General features: G+C 36.0%; 16 protein-coding genes. 7 read left to right on the top strand and 9 right to left on the bottom strand.

Going from position 1 to position 16,203, the window contains the following annotated elements:
* Positions 1-17: 17 nt before the first annotated feature.
* The gene (locus D0T53_RS03965) at positions 18-278 is read right to left on the bottom strand and encodes a hypothetical protein (RefSeq protein ID WP_163265300.1); all 261 of its coding nucleotides are present in this window, start codon (positions 276-278) and stop codon (positions 18-20) included.
* Between the two features lie 196 nt (positions 279-474).
* On the opposite strand from D0T53_RS03965, the gene D0T53_RS03960 reads away from it, so the two are divergent.
* The 7 genes from D0T53_RS03960 (at position 475) to rodA (ending at position 9,365) form a co-directional block, all read left to right on the top strand.
* Positions 475-1,719, top strand: a complete 1,245-nt coding sequence (locus D0T53_RS03960) for a hexokinase (protein ID WP_163265298.1) — start codon at positions 475-477, stop codon at positions 1,717-1,719.
* Between the two features lie 154 nt (positions 1,720-1,873).
* Complete coding sequence (gene purH / locus D0T53_RS03955; protein ID WP_163265296.1) at positions 1,874-3,397, top strand: bifunctional phosphoribosylaminoimidazolecarboxamide formyltransferase/IMP cyclohydrolase; 1,524 nt, start codon at positions 1,874-1,876, stop codon at positions 3,395-3,397.
* A gap of 35 nt (positions 3,398-3,432) precedes the next feature.
* Entirely contained in the window at positions 3,433-4,461 is a 1,029-nt protein-coding gene (locus D0T53_RS03950) for a rod shape-determining protein (RefSeq protein ID WP_163265294.1), read from the top strand.
* Between the two features lie 131 nt (positions 4,462-4,592).
* Positions 4,593-5,447, top strand: coding sequence for a rod shape-determining protein MreC (gene mreC, locus D0T53_RS03945; RefSeq protein ID WP_163265292.1), 855 nt, complete (start codon positions 4,593-4,595; stop codon positions 5,445-5,447).
* Positions 5,437-5,952 carry a rod shape-determining protein MreD gene (gene mreD / locus D0T53_RS03940; RefSeq protein ID WP_163265290.1) on the top strand — a complete coding sequence of 172 codons (516 nt, stop codon included), beginning with the start codon at positions 5,437-5,439 and terminating at the stop codon, positions 5,950-5,952. Before mreC ends, mreD begins: the two co-directional genes overlap by 11 nt.
* Positions 5,945-7,870, top strand: a complete 1,926-nt coding sequence (gene mrdA / locus D0T53_RS03935; RefSeq protein WP_163265288.1) for a penicillin-binding protein 2 — start codon at positions 5,945-5,947, stop codon at positions 7,868-7,870. The genes mreD and mrdA overlap by 8 nt, the downstream gene beginning before the upstream one ends.
* Before the next feature lie 37 nt (positions 7,871-7,907).
* Positions 7,908-9,365 carry a rod shape-determining protein RodA gene (gene rodA, locus D0T53_RS03930; protein WP_163265286.1) on the top strand — a complete coding sequence of 486 codons (1,458 nt, stop codon included), beginning with the start codon at positions 7,908-7,910 and terminating at the stop codon, positions 9,363-9,365.
* A gap of 10 nt (positions 9,366-9,375) precedes the next feature.
* Here the strand turns inward: rodA and D0T53_RS03925 are convergent, their stop codons facing one another.
* From D0T53_RS03925 to D0T53_RS03890, 8 genes are read right to left on the bottom strand one after another with little or no spacing between them, the layout of a single operon-like run.
* Complete coding sequence (locus tag D0T53_RS03925) at positions 9,376-10,440, bottom strand: glycosyltransferase family 1 protein (RefSeq protein ID WP_163265284.1); 1,065 nt, start codon at positions 10,438-10,440, stop codon at positions 9,376-9,378.
* A gap of 45 nt (positions 10,441-10,485) precedes the next feature.
* On the bottom strand, positions 10,486-11,319 hold the full coding sequence (locus D0T53_RS03920) for a glycosyltransferase family 2 protein (RefSeq protein WP_163265282.1): 834 nt from the start codon (positions 11,317-11,319) through the stop codon (positions 10,486-10,488).
* Entirely contained in the window at positions 11,316-12,173 is an 858-nt protein-coding gene (locus D0T53_RS03915; RefSeq protein ID WP_163265280.1) for a beta-1,6-N-acetylglucosaminyltransferase, read from the bottom strand. Before D0T53_RS03915 ends, D0T53_RS03920 begins: the two co-directional genes overlap by 4 nt.
* 28 nt (positions 12,174-12,201) lie before the next feature.
* Positions 12,202-13,230, bottom strand: a complete 1,029-nt coding sequence (locus tag D0T53_RS03910; RefSeq protein ID WP_163265278.1) for a dehydrogenase — start codon at positions 13,228-13,230, stop codon at positions 12,202-12,204.
* 5 nt (positions 13,231-13,235) lie between these two features.
* Positions 13,236-13,814, bottom strand: a complete 579-nt coding sequence (locus tag D0T53_RS03905) for an SIS domain-containing protein (protein ID WP_163265276.1) — start codon at positions 13,812-13,814, stop codon at positions 13,236-13,238.
* A gap of 19 nt (positions 13,815-13,833) precedes the next feature.
* Entirely contained in the window at positions 13,834-14,379 is a 546-nt protein-coding gene (locus D0T53_RS03900; RefSeq protein WP_163265274.1) for an HAD-IIIA family hydrolase, read from the bottom strand.
* The gene (locus D0T53_RS03895; RefSeq protein ID WP_163265272.1) at positions 14,370-15,071 is read right to left on the bottom strand and encodes a nucleotidyltransferase family protein; all 702 of its coding nucleotides are present in this window, start codon (positions 15,069-15,071) and stop codon (positions 14,370-14,372) included. Before D0T53_RS03895 ends, D0T53_RS03900 begins: the two co-directional genes overlap by 10 nt.
* 12 nt (positions 15,072-15,083) lie before the next feature.
* A complete protein-coding gene (locus D0T53_RS03890) occupies positions 15,084-16,184 on the bottom strand; it encodes a glycosyltransferase (protein WP_163265270.1) in 1,101 nt (366 codons plus the stop codon).
* Between the last annotated feature and the right edge of the window lie 19 nt (positions 16,185-16,203).

Here is a 16,203-nt window from a genome sequence, read left to right as displayed (position 1 = left end):
GATGGCGCTTTTTTAGTCTACTCGTCAGTTTCTTTATACCATTTGTTTAGATGTCCGTCTACAAAGACAAAATACCAATTGTTTTTGTATCTGTCCCGGTATTCGATAGTTTGATTCGAGTAATCTTTTTGTGCAACAACTGTATATTTGTCGCCCATTAAAGATACCACTTGTTCGGGAGTCATGCCTAATTCAATTTTTTTTAACGAATCATTATAAGCTGTTCCGCAGGAAGTTAGCATTGCTGCAATCGCAATAATAAATAATAACCTTTTCATAATACAATCTTTTAAATCTTTATATATTAAAACAAATAATAAAGAATATAGTTCGGAATTTGGAAAAGTTGACAAATGTCACAAGAAATGTGAAATTGCCGTCAAAAACAAAACAGATGTAATATCATCTTTTACAAATAAAGTTATCTTTGTAAAGAGTATTTTTAACAATATAATTTATTATAACAGGAACACCATGAAAAGAAACAATTTCAAATTAAAAACAATCCAATTAAAAGAAATTGCCCGCTCACTTCAGAACAATGTAAAAAAAGGTCTCGAAAATGATAATATGGAGATCCAATGTTTGCCTACTTACATAAACCCTAATGTGGGTATTAAAAACGGAAGAGCTTTAGTTCTGGATTTGGGTGGTACAAATTATAGGGCTGCAGTTGTTGAGTTTAAAAATGGAGTAGCCGATATTCATCCTAAAAACGGCTGGAAAAAGAATTTGTCGGTAGAAATGAAAAGGGTTGATCCTGCTTATACCGAATTGGAATTGTTTAAAGAGATTGCAGATCTTATAGACAAGCTTGATCTTACAGGGGTTGAACATATTGGTTATTGCTTTTCGTATCCGGCTGAATCGAAGGCTAAAGGAGAAGCTATATTATTGAGATGGACAAAAGGTGTTAATATTCCCGAGATGGTGCCCCATCTTATAGGTAAACCGTTAATGGATTATCTGAATAAGAATCTGAAAAAGGCGAATTTTAAAACCATAAAAGTAATAAACGATACAGTTGCCAGCTTATTTGCAGGACTAACACATAGTGGCTACGATGCTTATATTGGCTTAATAGTTGGTACCGGAACTAATATGGCTACATTTGTAAGTGCAGATAAAATTAAAAAGCTGGATACAAAATGGTTGAAAAAAGAAGATCCTAAATTCGATTTGAGTGGTCTGATTCCAATTAACCTTGAGTCTGGAAATTTTACGCCTCCTTATCTTACAATTATTGATGATTTAGTAGATGCTAATTCGGATAATGTAGGAGCACAGCGTTTCGAAAAAACAGTATCGGGTATGTATCTTGGCGAAGTGTTGAAAGCGGTATTTCCATGTACAGAGTTTGAGGAAAGCTTCGATGCTCAAAAGCTTACTCATATAATGAGCTATCCTGATATTCATAAAGAAAAATATGTGGAGGTGGCACGTAGTATTTATAAACGTTCGGCATATATGGTTGCTTCGTCATTGGCCGGATTGATTTTGGAGTTAATCTCGCATAATCCCGATCTTAAAAAAGTACAACTAACAGCAGAAGGTAGCTTATTCTGGAGCGAAGACCGTAAGGGTCGCAACTACAAAGATTTGGTGTTAGGTAAACTAAATAAATTATTATCAGAGTTTGGGCATGGTGAAGTACAAGTGCATATAACCAGTATGGAAAATGCAAATCTTATCGGATCGGCCATTGCTGCATTGTCTTAAATAAAAATATTAAGAACATATCAGAAACACCCTTGTAAATAATTAAATTATAAGGGTGTTTTTTTATAATAAAACTTATAAACGACGACCCGATATAGCAATAGATTTTATACCTTTGTATTCCTAAGACAAAAATTGATTAATCGCGTTATATATGCTTTTGGAAAAGAAAATTAAAACAGCCTTAGTTTCGGTTTACCATAAAGATGGATTAGACGAAATTATAAACAAATTAGCCTCTTTAGGCGTTAAATTTATTTCAACGGGAGGAACCCGTGAATTTATTGAATCGTTAGGTCATGAATGTATCGCGGTAGAGAGTCTTACCGGTTACCCATCTATTTTAGGCGGACGAGTAAAAACGTTACATCCTCATGTTTTTGGAGGAATACTAAATAGACGTGATCTTGAAGAGGATCAGAAACAAATAAAAGCATATGGAATTCAGGAGATAGATCTTGTTATTGTCGATCTGTATCCATTTAGAGAAACAGTTGCATCGGGAGCAAGCGAAGCCGATATAATAGAAAAAATAGATATAGGTGGTATTTCGCTTATAAGAGCGGGAGCCAAAAATTTTAAAGATGTGGTAATCGTTCCTTCAAAATCTCAATATCAGGCATTGTATACATTGCTTAATGAGAAAGACGGAATTACTACTATCGACGATCGCAAATGGTTTGCAAAGGAAGCTTTCGGTGTTTCGTCTTCTTACGATTCAGCTATCTTTACTTATATGGACGGAGGCGAAGAGTCGGCTTTCCGATATGCAGAAGATAATAAGCATGTGTTGCGTTATGGCGAAAATCCACACCAAAAAGGCATGTTCTTCGGGAAACTGGAAGATTTGTTCGATCAACTTCATGGCCGTGAAATTTCGTATAACAATTTATTAGATATAGACTCTGCCGTTTCGTTGATTAGCGAATTTGACGAAACTACAGTTGCAATATTAAAGCATAATAATGCTTGTGGTATAGCATCAAGGGCAACAGTAAAAGATGCTTGGGTAGATGCTTTGGCCGGTGATCCGGTTTCGGCTTTTGGTGGAATTATAGTTTCGAACCGTAAGATTGATAAAGCAGCTGCCGACGAGATAAACAATATTTTCTTTGAAATAATTATTGCACCAGCATACGATGATGATGCTTTGGATGTTTTAAAACAAAAAAAGAATCGTATTATATTGGTTCAGAAAAATTCGGTAAAAAGTACAATGCAGTTCCGTTCGCTATTGAACGGGGTATTGGTTCAGGATAAGGATGTAAGTGTTCAGACTGCTGAAGATATGAAACTGGTTACAAATCGCCAGCTTCAAGGCTCGGAACTCGAAGACTTAATTTTTGCGAATAAGCTTGTGAAACATACTAAATCGAATGCGATAATTTTGGTAAAAGGAAAACAATTATGTGCAGGAGGTACAGGACAAACATCAAGAGTTGATGCCTTAAGGCAAGCTATTGAAAAAGCAGATTCGTTTGGCTTCGACCTTAAAGGTGCAGTTATGGCTTCCGATGCATTTTTTCCATTCCCCGATTGTGTGGAAATAGCAGGAAATGCCGGAATAACAGCTGTGGTACAGCCGGGAGGATCGGTTAAAGATGAACTTTCGGTCGATTATTGTAACGAACATAATATATCGATGGTAATGACAGGAATACGTCATTTTAAACATTAAATTATTACAAACCTTTATAAAACAGTAAAATAATTATGGGGTTGTTCTCATTCACACAAGAAATAGCAATGGACCTTGGCACTGCCAATACCATTATTATTAGCAACGGGAAGATCGTTGTTGACGAACCTTCCATTGTTGCACTCGAAAGACGTTCTGATAAGGTTATAGCTGTGGGTGAAAAGGCTCGTCAGATGCACGGGAAAACCCACGAGGATATTCGTACTATTCGTCCGTTGCGCGATGGTGTTATAGCCGATTTTACAGCGGCCGAACAAATGATACGTGGTCTGATAAAGATGATCGGTAATAAAAACAGATTGTTTTCGCCATCATTACGTATTGTAGTTTGTATACCTTCGGGAAGCACCGAAGTTGAGCGCCGAGCTATTCGCGATTCGGCTGAACACGCAGGAGGACGTGATGTGTATTTGATATATGAGCCAATGGCTGCGGCTTTAGGTATAGGACTTGACGTTGAATTACCCGAGGGTAATATGATTGTAGATATAGGTGGTGGTACAACCGAAATTGCGGTTATATCGTTAGGTGGTATTGTTTCTAATAAATCAATAAAGATTGCAGGAGATGATCTTACTGAGGATATACAGGAATATATGGGACGTCAGCATAATATAAAAGTTGGGGAACGTACAGCCGAAATGATAAAAATAGCAGTAGGATCGGCATTAACAGAGTTGCCCGAGAATGAAATTCCGGAAGACTTTATTGTACATGGCCCGAATAGAATGACTTCGTTGCCAATGGATATTCCTATTTCGTATCAGGAGATAGCTCATTGTCTTGATAAATCTATATCGAAGATGGATTCTGCTATACTTAGCGCTTTGGAGCAAACACCACCCGAGTTGTATGCTGATATTGTGAAAAATGGTATATATCTGACTGGAGGAGGAGCTTTGTTGCGTGGCTTGAGCAAGCGTTTTTCTGACAAAATAGGAATTCCTTTCCACGTTGCGGAAGATCCTTTGCATGCGGTAGCAAAAGGTACAGGTATAGCTCTTAAAAACATAGAGAAGTTTAACTTCCTGATGAGGCAGTAAAGCTAAAAAAGGAAAAGCTTTTTCTGTAAATTATATAGTATATAGCGCTAGTCTTAACGGGCTAGTGCTTTAAAAGTTTTAACACGGTTGATTTTCGTGATAATATTTACATTGCCTATCGATAATCTTGTATGCGTAATCTGATTGCTTTTTTTATAAAAAACAGTTATTGGTTTCTTTTTATCTTTTTGGAGATAATATCTTTTTATTTAATATTCGAAAACAGTTCGTATCAAAGAAGTATTTTTCTTAAATCGTCAAATGAACTGGTTGGCAGAGTATATTCTTTGTCAGGAACAGTTACTTCTTTTTTTGGTTTAAGGAAAGAAAATGAAGATTTATTGATTCGCAATTCAGAACTGACAAGGCAATTGCATAATATGGAAGAGTATATTGCTACTCTTTCGGCAGATACAGCAACAACACAGGCTCTTTTAAAAGAGGTTCATTCGGCTACCAATTATGGATATACTAATGCTCGTGTAATACATAACAGTGTTACACGTGTCGATAATTATATATATATTGATAAAGGCGAGCGTGATGGTATAAAACCCGAAATGGGGGTTGTATCCGGTAACGGAATAGTTGGTATTGTGCGGTCGGTTTCGGCAAACTATTCTATTATACAATCGGTTTTAAACCCAAAAACAAAATTGAATTGTAAACTGAAAGACTCAAATATTCCGGCTACTTTGGTTTGGAACACAAAAGATTATCGATATGGAAGCCTTGTGGATTTTCCCCGATATGAAAAATTTGAAAATGGCGATACAATAATCACAAGTGGAATATCAGAATTCTTTCCGGAAGGATTTATGGTTGGCATTGTTGAAGATTATGTAAGTCAGCGTGATGATAATTTTTATACACTAAATGTAAGGTTGTCTACTGATTTTGGGAGTCTAAAAAACGTATTGATTATAAATAACTATCGGAGTGACGAAATTAGAGAACTGAAAAAGGAGGTTATTGATGGAAAATAATACTATTGCACGACCTATACTTTTGTTTATAGCTTTGGTACTGTTACAGGTATTGGTGCTTAATCATATTTTATTTTTCGGTTTGGCTACTCCGTTTTTGTATATCTATTACATTATGAAATTGCCGGTAGATATGAACCGCAATCTTGTAATTTTTCTGGGTTTTGTATTGGGTTTAACTATCGATGTTTTTTGTAATACTTTTGGCATAAATGCAGCGGCAACAACATTTATTGCATTTTTGAGGATGCCTTTGCAGAAATTATTTTTCGATCGGGAAGATTTTGAACATATTAGTCCTAAATTATCAGTATTAGGAGGAAGTTTTGTCCGTTACATGGTAACTTTCATTTTAATACATCATACAACACTTATATTTATCGAGGCTTTTTCGTATTCAGAATTGTTGATTATCGCCGCAAGGATAATGTCATCATCGGTTTTAACTTTTGTCTTGATATTTGCAATAGAAAGTTTATCTATAAAAAAGAAAGTTCGTGAGTAAGAATCTGGAGTTTGAAAAACGCCGTTATGTTATTGGAGGAGTAGTATGTGTTATTATTCTGATTATGGTTTTGCAATTGTTGAATTTGCAAATCTTTAATGACGATTATAAGGACTTTGCCGACAGTAATGCTTTCTTTAAAAAAACGTTATATCCAGCTCGTGGTACGATATCCGATCGTAACGATCGTTTGTTGGTGTATAATCAGGCAACTTACGATATTGTATATATACCCCGCGAGGTGTTACCTTTTGATACGCTTGATTTCTGCAACATATTGGGCATAACAAAAGAGCAATTTGTTAAGCGTATTGCAACAGTAAAAGACAGATCATTAAATCCCGGTTATTCGTCATATACATTTCAAACTTTTATGACGCAGCTTACTGTACAGGAATATGGTTTGTTACAGGAAAAAATGTATAAATTCCCCGGATTTTATATTCAGAACCGGACGTTGCGTCAATATAGCTATAGTAATGCAGGCCATTTATTAGGCTATGTAGCTGAGGTTGATAAGAAACAAATGGATGCTGACAAATATTATGCTCGTGGCGATTATGGAGGAAAGGCGGGAGTCGAGTCCTCATATGAAGCAGAGCTTAGAGGGGTAAAAGGTGTAGAAATACTTTTGAGAGATGCTCATGGACGTATTCAGGGGAAATATGAAGAAGGAAGACATGATAAACCTCCGGTATCGGGGCGAAATCTTAAATTAGCTATAGATATAGAGTTGCAAGCTTATGGCGAACATCTAATGCGTAATAAGATTGGCAGCATTGTTATGATAGAGCCTGCAACAGGCGAAATATTGTGTATGGTAACTGCTCCGTCGTACGATCCATCTATATTACGTGGACGCGAGTTCGGTCAGAATTATCTGAGCCTTCAGCAAGATGAAACTAAACCTTTGCTTAATAGGGCAATTCATGGAGCATATCCTCCGGGATCGACTTTTAAAACTACGCAAGGGCTTATATTTTTGCAAGAAGGTATAATTACGCCCGAAACATCATATTCGTGTGCTATGGGATACCCACCCGGAGGTGGACGGCCCAAGTGCCATTCACACTATTCTCCAATACCGTTAGAACCGGCGATTGCTACATCGTGTAACTCTTATTTCTGCTATGGTCTGAATGCGATGCTCAGTAATAGGCGGATATATCCGGATATATTGACTGCTTTTGATAAGTGGAAAGATTATTTAGTTGATATGGGGTTTGGTTATCCTTTAGGTGTCGATCTTCCGTCCGAGAAACGAGGGTTTATTCCTAATAGTAAATATTACAGCAAGGCATTTAAACGTACAAATTGGTCGGCTCCTAATGTTATTTCTATTGCCATAGGGCAGGGGGAGGTAACCGCTACGCCTTTACAGATAGCGAATTTGAGTGCTACTATTGCCAATAGGGGATTTTTTTATACTCCGCATATTGTGAAAGAAATTCAGGATACGGTTCTTAAATCGGATTATACAGAAAAGCGGGCACCTAAAATTGATGAAAAATATTACGAGTCGATAGTACGAGGCATGGCTGCAGCTGTGACCGGAGGAACATGCAGAGGAGCAAATATAGGGACGGATATTCAGGTTTGTGGAAAAACAGGTACAGCTCAGAATCCGCATGGGCGTGACCACTCTATTTTTATGGGATTTGCGCCAAAGGATAATCCTACAGTAGCAGTTGCTGTGTTGGTGGAAAACGGAGGATTTGGTGCAACTTATGCAGTGCCGATAGGGAGGTTGATGATGCAAAAATATTTACGGGGGGAGGTTCCTGCTGCCGATAAATATATAGAAGACAGAATAGTAAATGCAGTTATTATGCCTAATATGACAAATTTGTGGCTTAAGAATTTGTCGAATAGGGAAAAGGTGTCTTCTGCCAGTCAATCGGAAGATAGAGGACTATAAAATTACTTGCTAAATAAAATAGTGTACTTAAATAAACATGTATAGAGAAACTGACGGAAATATAAAAAACAGTGTAGATTGGTGGATAATATTAATTTATCTGGTGCTGGTTATTGCCGGTTGGTTCAGTATATATGCTGCCAGTTTCAATTACGAACATGCAACAAGTATGTTCGATCTTTCTACCCGGGCAGGTTCGCAGCTTATATGGATATGTTCATCGTGTGTGTTGGGTTTTATTCTTTTAAAACTAGATAGTAACATGTACGATATATTCGCTTATTTTATATATGCTTTTTTCATATTATTATTACTTGTAACTATTTTTGTTGCTCCCGATATAAAAGGTTCGCGGTCGTGGCTGGTTATAACAAGTACCGTAAGGCTACAACCTGCCGAGTTTGCTAAGTTTGCAGTGGCTTTGGCTCTTGCTCATTTTATGAATAGCTATGGTTTTAAGCTACTTAGTGCAAAAAATATATTAACTATAATATGCCTGATAGCAGTTCCGATGGCAATGATTCTGTTACAAAAAGAAACAGGTTCGGCGTTGGTGTACACAGCATTTCTTCTAGTATTGTACAGAGAGGGGTTACCCGGTATAGTTTTATTGTCGGGTTTATGTGCTATAGTTTTATTTGTTGTCGGGTTAAAGTATTCCGATATTAATCTAGGGCTGATTAGCTTAGGAGAGTTTGTGTCTATTTTGCTTATTATTATAGTTTGTGCGGGTTTTGTATTTAATTACGGAAAAAATCCTAAGGCATCCCGTTATATAATATTATTTCTGGTGGGTATATTTGGTGTGGCAGCACTTGTTTTTTATAGAGGTTATGAGGTAAATTGGGGACTAACAGCTATTATATGTATGGGAGCATTAATGGCTTTTTTGTGTTATTTAGCATGGAAGCATTGGAAACGGATTTATCTTTTTATAGCTTTTTTTGCTATAGCAGGTATGGGTTTTATAACATCAGTTAATTATGTGTTTGAAGATGTTTTACAGCCTCACCAACAAATGCGTATAAAAGTAGCCTTAGGTATGGAAGAGGACTTGATGGGTGCAGGGTACAATGTGAATCAATCGAAAATAGCGATAGGCTCCGGAGGTTTTACGGGGAAAGGCTTTTTAAATGGTACACAAACGAAACTAAAATATGTGCCGGAACAAGATACCGATTTTATTTTCTGTACAATAGGAGAGGAGATGGGCTTTGTGGGGTCAACTATTGTATTACTTTTATTTTTAGCGCTGATTTTACGACTTATTTTCTTAGCCGAACGTCAGGAAAATTCTTTCGGACGGGTATATGGATATAGTGTTGCTGCAATATTCCTTTTTCACCTTACTGTAAATATTGGTATGGTTATTGGCCTGATGCCTGTAATTGGTATTCCATTACCATTCTTTAGTTATGGAGGATCTTCTTTGTGGGGATTTACTATTTTACTATTTATATTCCTTCGTATTGATATGTCTCGTAAAACTCGGTAAGGAGTTGTGCTTAAGAATATTTTTGAGCTAGTTCTAATACTTGTTTTGCCGATTTATCCCACGAATATAGAGTTATCTGGTCAAGTCCTTTTTCTATAAGACTATCTCTAAGCTGTGGTGAATCTATCATAATTTTCATCTTGTCGGCCATATCTTCAATAGAATATGGGTCGGCATATAATACAGCATCGCCACTAACTTCACGCAGAGCCGGAATATCGGAAGCTATAACTGGGCATCCATAAGTCATGGATTCTAATGGCGGAAGCCCAAATCCTTCGTACAAAGATGGGTAGATAGAAAACAGAGCATTGCGGTACATTTCTTGGAGTGCATTATCGTCTATATATCCGGGTAAGACTACATTGTCGCCAACAAGCTCTTGTAGATCAGGAGTGTTGAAGGCTTTAAATTTCATGCCAATAATATATAGTTTTACCGACTTATCTTCTAATTTATTAAATGCTTGTACTAAACGGATAAAGTTCTTTCGGGGATCCATCGACGAAACGGTAAGAATATATTTCTCGATATTTTCAGGTCGTTTATAATTAATGATATCACTTTTGTTGGGTTTATTGTGAAAAGGTACATTACTGTGTACAACATGTATCTTCTCGCCACTAATTCCGAATGTATCAATAATCTCGTTTTTCGAAAATTCGCTAACAGTTAGTATTGCATGTGCTTTACGGGCAATACGTGGAAGCATAAAATGGTAATATCTGAAGTAGTTTTTTGAAAACCACTCCGGATAACGCTCGTGCGAAACATCGTGTATTGTTATAATCTGATTTTTGTAATTTAACGGACCACATCCCGAAAAGCTGATAAGCAAAGGGCTTCCTACACTTTTTAGATAACGAGGTAACGATATTTGTTCCCAAAGATGCGTTTTAAGATTACCGCATGTTACTGTTTTGAAATCAAATTTGTAATCTTTGTTATTTATTTCTTTCGGTATTGCAACATAGAAATCCACACCCATTTCGTGTAGTTTGTTGCATATTTCGAATGCGTAACGATGAACACCGGTTGGCTTTTGAGTAAGGAAACGTCCGTTTATAACAAACATATAAATTATGTGTATGTATAGTCTATCTCTTGACTATACAGGTTATTAATCTAAATTTTTATATACTTTTTTGCAGAACCAGCTTTTCTTAATAAAAAGTTTACTAAGTCCTATCCAGAATTTCATTTTATAGCGTTTCCACTTTTTCATATATACTTTCGTATCCTCAAAATAGTTTGTTTTGGCTACAATATTGAAATATCGTTTCTTCTGAGCCATCCCTTTCCTAAGAAATTCAATATGGTGTGTAACCATACGTGCTTTAGGGAAAACATAGAACCGTTTTTCTTTCCGATTATTAACATAAGGATAAATGAATACGTAACTGGGTACATGTACCGGCATGTTTTCGGTTATATATATATAATCGGCATTGGTGTCGCGTAAATAATTAGCTATGTAACATTCAGGGTAAAGTTCGAAATCGAAAAGTTTAGGATTTTCCTGTATATATTGGGTTCTGATAATTGCAAAATCGGTAGCCATCCCATATTGTTTGTCATACCAGTCGGCACTAGCCCACATGATATTTTTGTCGGATTTCATATCGTCAATATAATCTCTTATCAGAAGATCTTTGTACATCCAAGTATCGGCTTCCAGTATAATTGTATATTCACAATCGGAAGGAATATGTTTTATGCCTTCGAGCAATAATTGAGAATTACCTTTACGGTGTCCGGCATTGTTTTCGATAACAACAAGATCGTCTATTAGTTTAGCCGATTCATCATCGATTACGTATCCGTCATTATAGCCGTTACTAACAACAATTATATGGTAATCGAACCTACGCCATGTATTTACTATTATTTGTAAGTTATATTTTAAATCTTCTATTCGGTTATATACCCTGATAAGTATAGCTATTTTTTTCATATTCTGTTGTTTAAGAATGTTTGAATAATATTGCTATCAACTTTTTCGTCGAATTTACGAGCGAATAAACAATTTGTATTTCTGAATACTTCAATAATCGGTTCGTAATCGCCTCCTCTCAACGTTCGGGGATATTCGGGGCCATCAGTCCAGTTTACATGCGTACTTTGGTCATTAATAACTTTTACAGGCGAGTTCAGTACAATAGTACCCAGCCATATCTCGTCGATAAGTGTAGTGTATTTCATCCTTTTTACATATCCGGGATTTTTTTCAAGAAATTCGAGGACATATTTCACTGCATCATTATGCAGGGTAAGCCACATAGAATGGCCATAATAAGCAGGCATGGGGTATAATTTACGTTTTAGCCCGAAAATACGTTGAAATTTACGTACAACTTTCATTGCGAATTTGGCTATCGGGCTATTAAAATCGTGCTCCCAATAATAATACATACGGTCGAAACCTCCGCTTAGATCCCATTTTGCACGGGGTAGCTTTTGGTATTTTATAAGACTGGCTCCGTTTAGGTTGGTTAATACTTTCATAATATTTTCATTTGTCCGGATAGGTAAATCCTGACCGCTAATGAAAATAAAATAATCGTGTTGTTTTTGATAAGCAGCCTTTAATAGTTCTATTGTAGCAAGCATAATATTGGAACTGCCCCAAGATACATCGTATTTAGAAAAGAAATGAACATTGCCATATTTAGAGTTTAACTCATTGATGGGTATATTCCACTTTTTGTCAGCATGGACGTATATATCAAAATCAGACCTCAAACTATCGATAAGTAGTTCTAATTGATGGAGATTTTTATGTGCTAATATTAAAACGGCAACTTTCATTAATTCTATAAACTAAATCACATCATTTTTACTTGATACGCCATGTTTCCAGTCCTTTTTTTGTAAAAAAATAGGGCTGTACCCATCCTCCCAGCTTTTCCAAGGCTTTGGCAACTTCGAAACGAGTATTATTAGGACAGTAAAAGAAAACGTATCCTCCACCTCCGGCTCCCGATATTTTTCCACCGGTAGAACCTGCACTAATGGCTGTATTATACAATTCTTCGAAAAGCGGAGTTGTTATACCTTCTGCCATATTTCTTTTATGTGTCCATCCGGCATGCAATATATTACCAATATCGTCCAGATTCCCTTTTAGTATGGCTTCTTTTATTTCGTAAGCCTGTTCTTTAATTTTATGCATAGCATCAATTGAACTGGCTTTTTTGTCTTTTACATTTTTCTGTTGTTTTTCTATTATATCTCCCGAGTTACGGCTCGAGTTTGTATAATATAACAGCAAATTGTTAGATAATTCGTTCAAAACTTCCGATCTGACCCGTAATGGATTAACTATAACACGGTCGTTTTCGTAAAACTCCATAAAGTTAAAACCACCAAATGCAGCGGCATATTGGTCTTGCTTGCCTCCGGCTTGTTTCAGGTCTATACGTTCAATCTGATATGCCAAATATGCAAGATCATATTCGCCTAAGGGTAGCTTTAGCCATTCGGAATATGCACCAAGTATTGCAACTGCAAGTGTAGAAGAGGTTCCCAAACCGGAACCGAAAGGAACATCCATACTACAAGTCAGTGTGAATGATAAGGGCTGATGCACATAATCTTTTACTATACGGTTATATATTCCTTTCATTAAGTCGGCTTTATCGCCGGTTATTGGTAATTGTTCTACTGCATCAAAAACATATTTTTCTCCTTTCTCTGGCAATTGAAAGATGATTTTACCATCTTCCCGAGGCTGTATATTAGCATGAGCATAGAGGCTGACAGTAGCATTAAGTATACATCCTCCATATACATCGGAATAAGGGGAAACGTCTGTGCCTCCTCCTGCTAACCCTAATCTGAAAGGAGCTTTACTTCTAATAATCATGACCTTTATTTTTTAGAAAAAAGAGAACTTTCGATAATTTCACACATAATGTGTCCTATTGTAATATGCGATTCTTGTATACGAGGTGTATCGTCAGATGGTATGCAAATACAAATATCGGCCAGATTGCGAAGCTTTCCTCCCGATTTTCCTGTGAAGGCAATTGTATATATTCCTCGCTTTTTAGCTTCGTCAATAGCATTTACTATGTTTTTTGAATTGCCGGAAGTTGATAAACCAACCAGAACATCACCTTTGCGTCCTATCCCTTTTATAAGACGAGAGTATATATCGTCGAACGAATAATCGTTCCCTACAGCTGTCAGAAAAGAAGTATTACAATGTAAAGCATCGGAAGATAGCGGCTCTCGGTCGAAATAAAATCTGCCTGAAAGTTCTGCTGCCAGATGCTGGGCATCGGCGGCACTGCCACCATTTCCACAAAAATAGACAGATCCATTATTCTGAAAGCATTTTATTATAATATCTGATGATGCTTTAATCTGATTTATTAAATGCATATCCTGTACTATATCTTGTTTTACTTCAATTGAAGCTAATAGTCTGTTTCTGATAATATCCATTATTTTGCTAGTTTGTTTATTACAAAGATAATGAAAACTGATACAGATTGGGAAAGTATGCATTAATATTGTTGAAAACCGCATCAGATTTAGGATATTTATCACCAACCAAAATGGTATACATACCTAGTTTTTGTCCAAAATCGATGTCGGATCGGCTATTTCCCACCATTATTGATTTAGTGAAATCTATTTGGGGAAATTTTTCCAGAGCTTTAAATGCCATTCCTATATTTGGCTTCCGGTTTATTGATATAGGGTATAAATCGGTACACACATATATACCCGATATTTTACCGCTATGTTCTTCTATTTGTTGTAGCATATAATTATGCACACTCTCCAAATCGGATTCGGACATAATTCCTCGTCCTACCCCTCGTTGGTTTGTTACAATGATAATATTACTGAATTTTGACGATAAAATAGAGAGAGCATCCAGAGTTCCATCAATAAATAAGAATTCTGAAATATTTTTTGCATAGTCGTTTTTACGCTCAACGTTTATTACTCCATCTCTATCGAGAAATAGTGTATCGTATGTTTTATTATTTATTATTGCCATAGATTCTTAAAATCAGAATTTGCTTTTTCAAAGTCGGAAGGGATACCTATATCAATGAAATATTGATCTTCAACGTATCCATACATTTTCAGTCCGATATCTTTGTTTTCCAGAATATCTTTTTCGAACGAAAATTTATCGGGAAGTGATAATGAATTAAAGATTTTTTTGTTGATTAAATAAGTGCCTCCATTTATTAATCCTGTATTACAGAATGCCTTTTCGTTAAAATTTATTATTCTTTCCTCATAGTCAATATCAACCGATCCATAACGATCAAAATTAGTCATAGGTTTTAAGGATAAGCTTATATCTGCATTTTTTTTATTTCCAAATGATAACAATTCGGTCAGATTTACGGCGAAGAAAGTGTCTCCGTTCATAACAAATACTTGTTCTCCTTTAGCTTTTGTCATGGCATATTTTATTGCACCACCTGTACCTAAAGGTTTTTCTTCTATGACATAGGATATTTCAAATCTGAATTTATTGACGTTTAGCCACTCTAAAATGATATCAGCTTTATAGCCAAGAGATAAAATAATATGTGAGAATTGTTGTTCTTCCAGATACTTCAGTATGTATGTGAGGAAAGGTTTACCAGCAACTTCAGCCATGCATTTGGGTACATCTTTAACTACGGATTGTAACCGGGTTCCGAAACCTCCAGCTAGTATTATACATTCTTTCATTATTATCGGGCATTAGTTTGTTTTTGTCCAAAAATCGACGTATTGTTGTGCTACTTTGATGTAGTTATGATGCGTTTCCACAAATGCTCTGCTGTTTTCTTTAACCGAAGGCAGATTGCTTTTGGTCAGTATAATGTGTTCCAATTTTTCAAATATATCCTTGTCGGATGGCAATACGTTGATAATAGGCATATTTGATTTTTCATTCAGGAATTCATACATTTCGGGCTCAGCTCCTCCTACCAGAACTTTGCCCATTGCCATACTGATTAATCCATTCATAGCCGGAGTATATGAATATAACTGATCAAGTACTACATCGGAATTCTCTAACATTTTTATGTATTCGGAATATTCTACAGATTCGGCGACTGAGATATCTGTAATATCCGGGTATTTTTGAGAGACTTCTAATAAACCGGTAAGTAACTTGTCGGTTCCTTTAAATTGACTACGTGCTTTGTTTATTCCAATAAAAAAACTAACATTCTCGTTATTCGTACTTTCTGCTACTTTTATTTTATCAGTATTTATTGGCAGAGGTATATATGTGAGTTTTGAATTATGCTGAGCTTTATATGGTATGTAATATTCATATAAACAGGAAATTATGCCATCGCAAGTTTCGGCTATTTCTTTATTCAGCGATTCGTATGGTGAATTGAGCCATAAAGCTTTTAATGCTTCATTATCGCTTATGGGGTTTTCTTCTCCATTAATGAAGAACTCTGAATATCTGAAAGTCTTTTTATCCAGACAGGCTCTTAGCCAAAAAGAATCGACTCCGAATGCCCCTAGAAATACTTTTTGATTATTTTTTCTTATATAATTGTATAAGTACTTGTTTGCTCGTATATTTAATTGAGTGAAGCACGGATTTATAAGTTGTACAACATCATATCCTTTAAAGTTTTTCAGATTGCCAATAACCGATGCAATAGTAGATAGGGTATCTTTGATACTTGAACTTTTTCGAACTAAATCGATATCTCTTTTGTAGTTTTTAAACCCATCCCCGTCCGAAGCAACAGTAACTTTATGCCCTAATTGCCTTAAGCCTTCGGCTAAAGTCCAATGCAGGTTACTATATTCTCCTAATAACAGTATATTCATAACATGTAAGTTCAGTTAA

The sequence above is a fragment of the Dysgonomonas sp. 216 genome (assembly GCF_010501065.1).
Taxonomy (GTDB): Bacteria; Bacteroidota; Bacteroidia; order Bacteroidales; family Dysgonomonadaceae; genus QVMM01.
The sequence above is the reverse complement of the archived record's forward strand: the minus strand, read 5'-3'. Positions and strand labels throughout refer to the sequence as shown.

What these genes read in the sequence shown, in the direction of transcription:
- D0T53_RS03965 (WP_163265300.1), bottom strand. Translation starts at nt 278, where the DNA reads ATGAAAAGGTTATTATTTATTATTGCGATTGCAGCAATGCTAACTTCC.
- D0T53_RS03960 (WP_163265298.1), top strand. Translation starts at nt 475, where the DNA reads ATGAAAAGAAACAATTTCAAATTAAAAACAATCCAATTAAAAGAAATT.
- purH (WP_163265296.1), top strand. Translation starts at nt 1,874, where the DNA reads ATGCTTTTGGAAAAGAAAATTAAAACAGCCTTAGTTTCGGTTTACCAT.
- D0T53_RS03950 (WP_163265294.1), top strand. Translation starts at nt 3,433, where the DNA reads ATGGGGTTGTTCTCATTCACACAAGAAATAGCAATGGACCTTGGCACT.
- mreC (WP_163265292.1), top strand. Translation starts at nt 4,593, where the DNA reads ATGCGTAATCTGATTGCTTTTTTTATAAAAAACAGTTATTGGTTTCTT.
- mreD (WP_163265290.1), top strand. Translation starts at nt 5,437, where the DNA reads ATGGAAAATAATACTATTGCACGACCTATACTTTTGTTTATAGCTTTG.
- rodA (WP_163265286.1), top strand. Translation starts at nt 7,908, where the DNA reads ATGTATAGAGAAACTGACGGAAATATAAAAAACAGTGTAGATTGGTGG.
- D0T53_RS03925 (WP_163265284.1), bottom strand. Translation starts at nt 10,440, where the DNA reads ATGTTTGTTATAAACGGACGTTTCCTTACTCAAAAGCCAACCGGTGTT.
- D0T53_RS03920 (WP_163265282.1), bottom strand. Translation starts at nt 11,319, where the DNA reads ATGAAAAAAATAGCTATACTTATCAGGGTATATAACCGAATAGAAGAT.
- D0T53_RS03915 (WP_163265280.1), bottom strand. Translation starts at nt 12,173, where the DNA reads ATGAAAGTTGCCGTTTTAATATTAGCACATAAAAATCTCCATCAATTA.
- D0T53_RS03910 (WP_163265278.1), bottom strand. Translation starts at nt 13,230, where the DNA reads ATGATTATTAGAAGTAAAGCTCCTTTCAGATTAGGGTTAGCAGGAGGA.
- D0T53_RS03905 (WP_163265276.1), bottom strand. Translation starts at nt 13,814, where the DNA reads ATGGATATTATCAGAAACAGACTATTAGCTTCAATTGAAGTAAAACAA.
- D0T53_RS03900 (WP_163265274.1), bottom strand. Translation starts at nt 14,379, where the DNA reads ATGGCAATAATAAATAATAAAACATACGATACACTATTTCTCGATAGA.
- D0T53_RS03895 (WP_163265272.1), bottom strand. Translation starts at nt 15,071, where the DNA reads ATGAAAGAATGTATAATACTAGCTGGAGGTTTCGGAACCCGGTTACAA.
- D0T53_RS03890 (WP_163265270.1), bottom strand. Translation starts at nt 16,184, where the DNA reads ATGAATATACTGTTATTAGGAGAATATAGTAACCTGCATTGGACTTTA.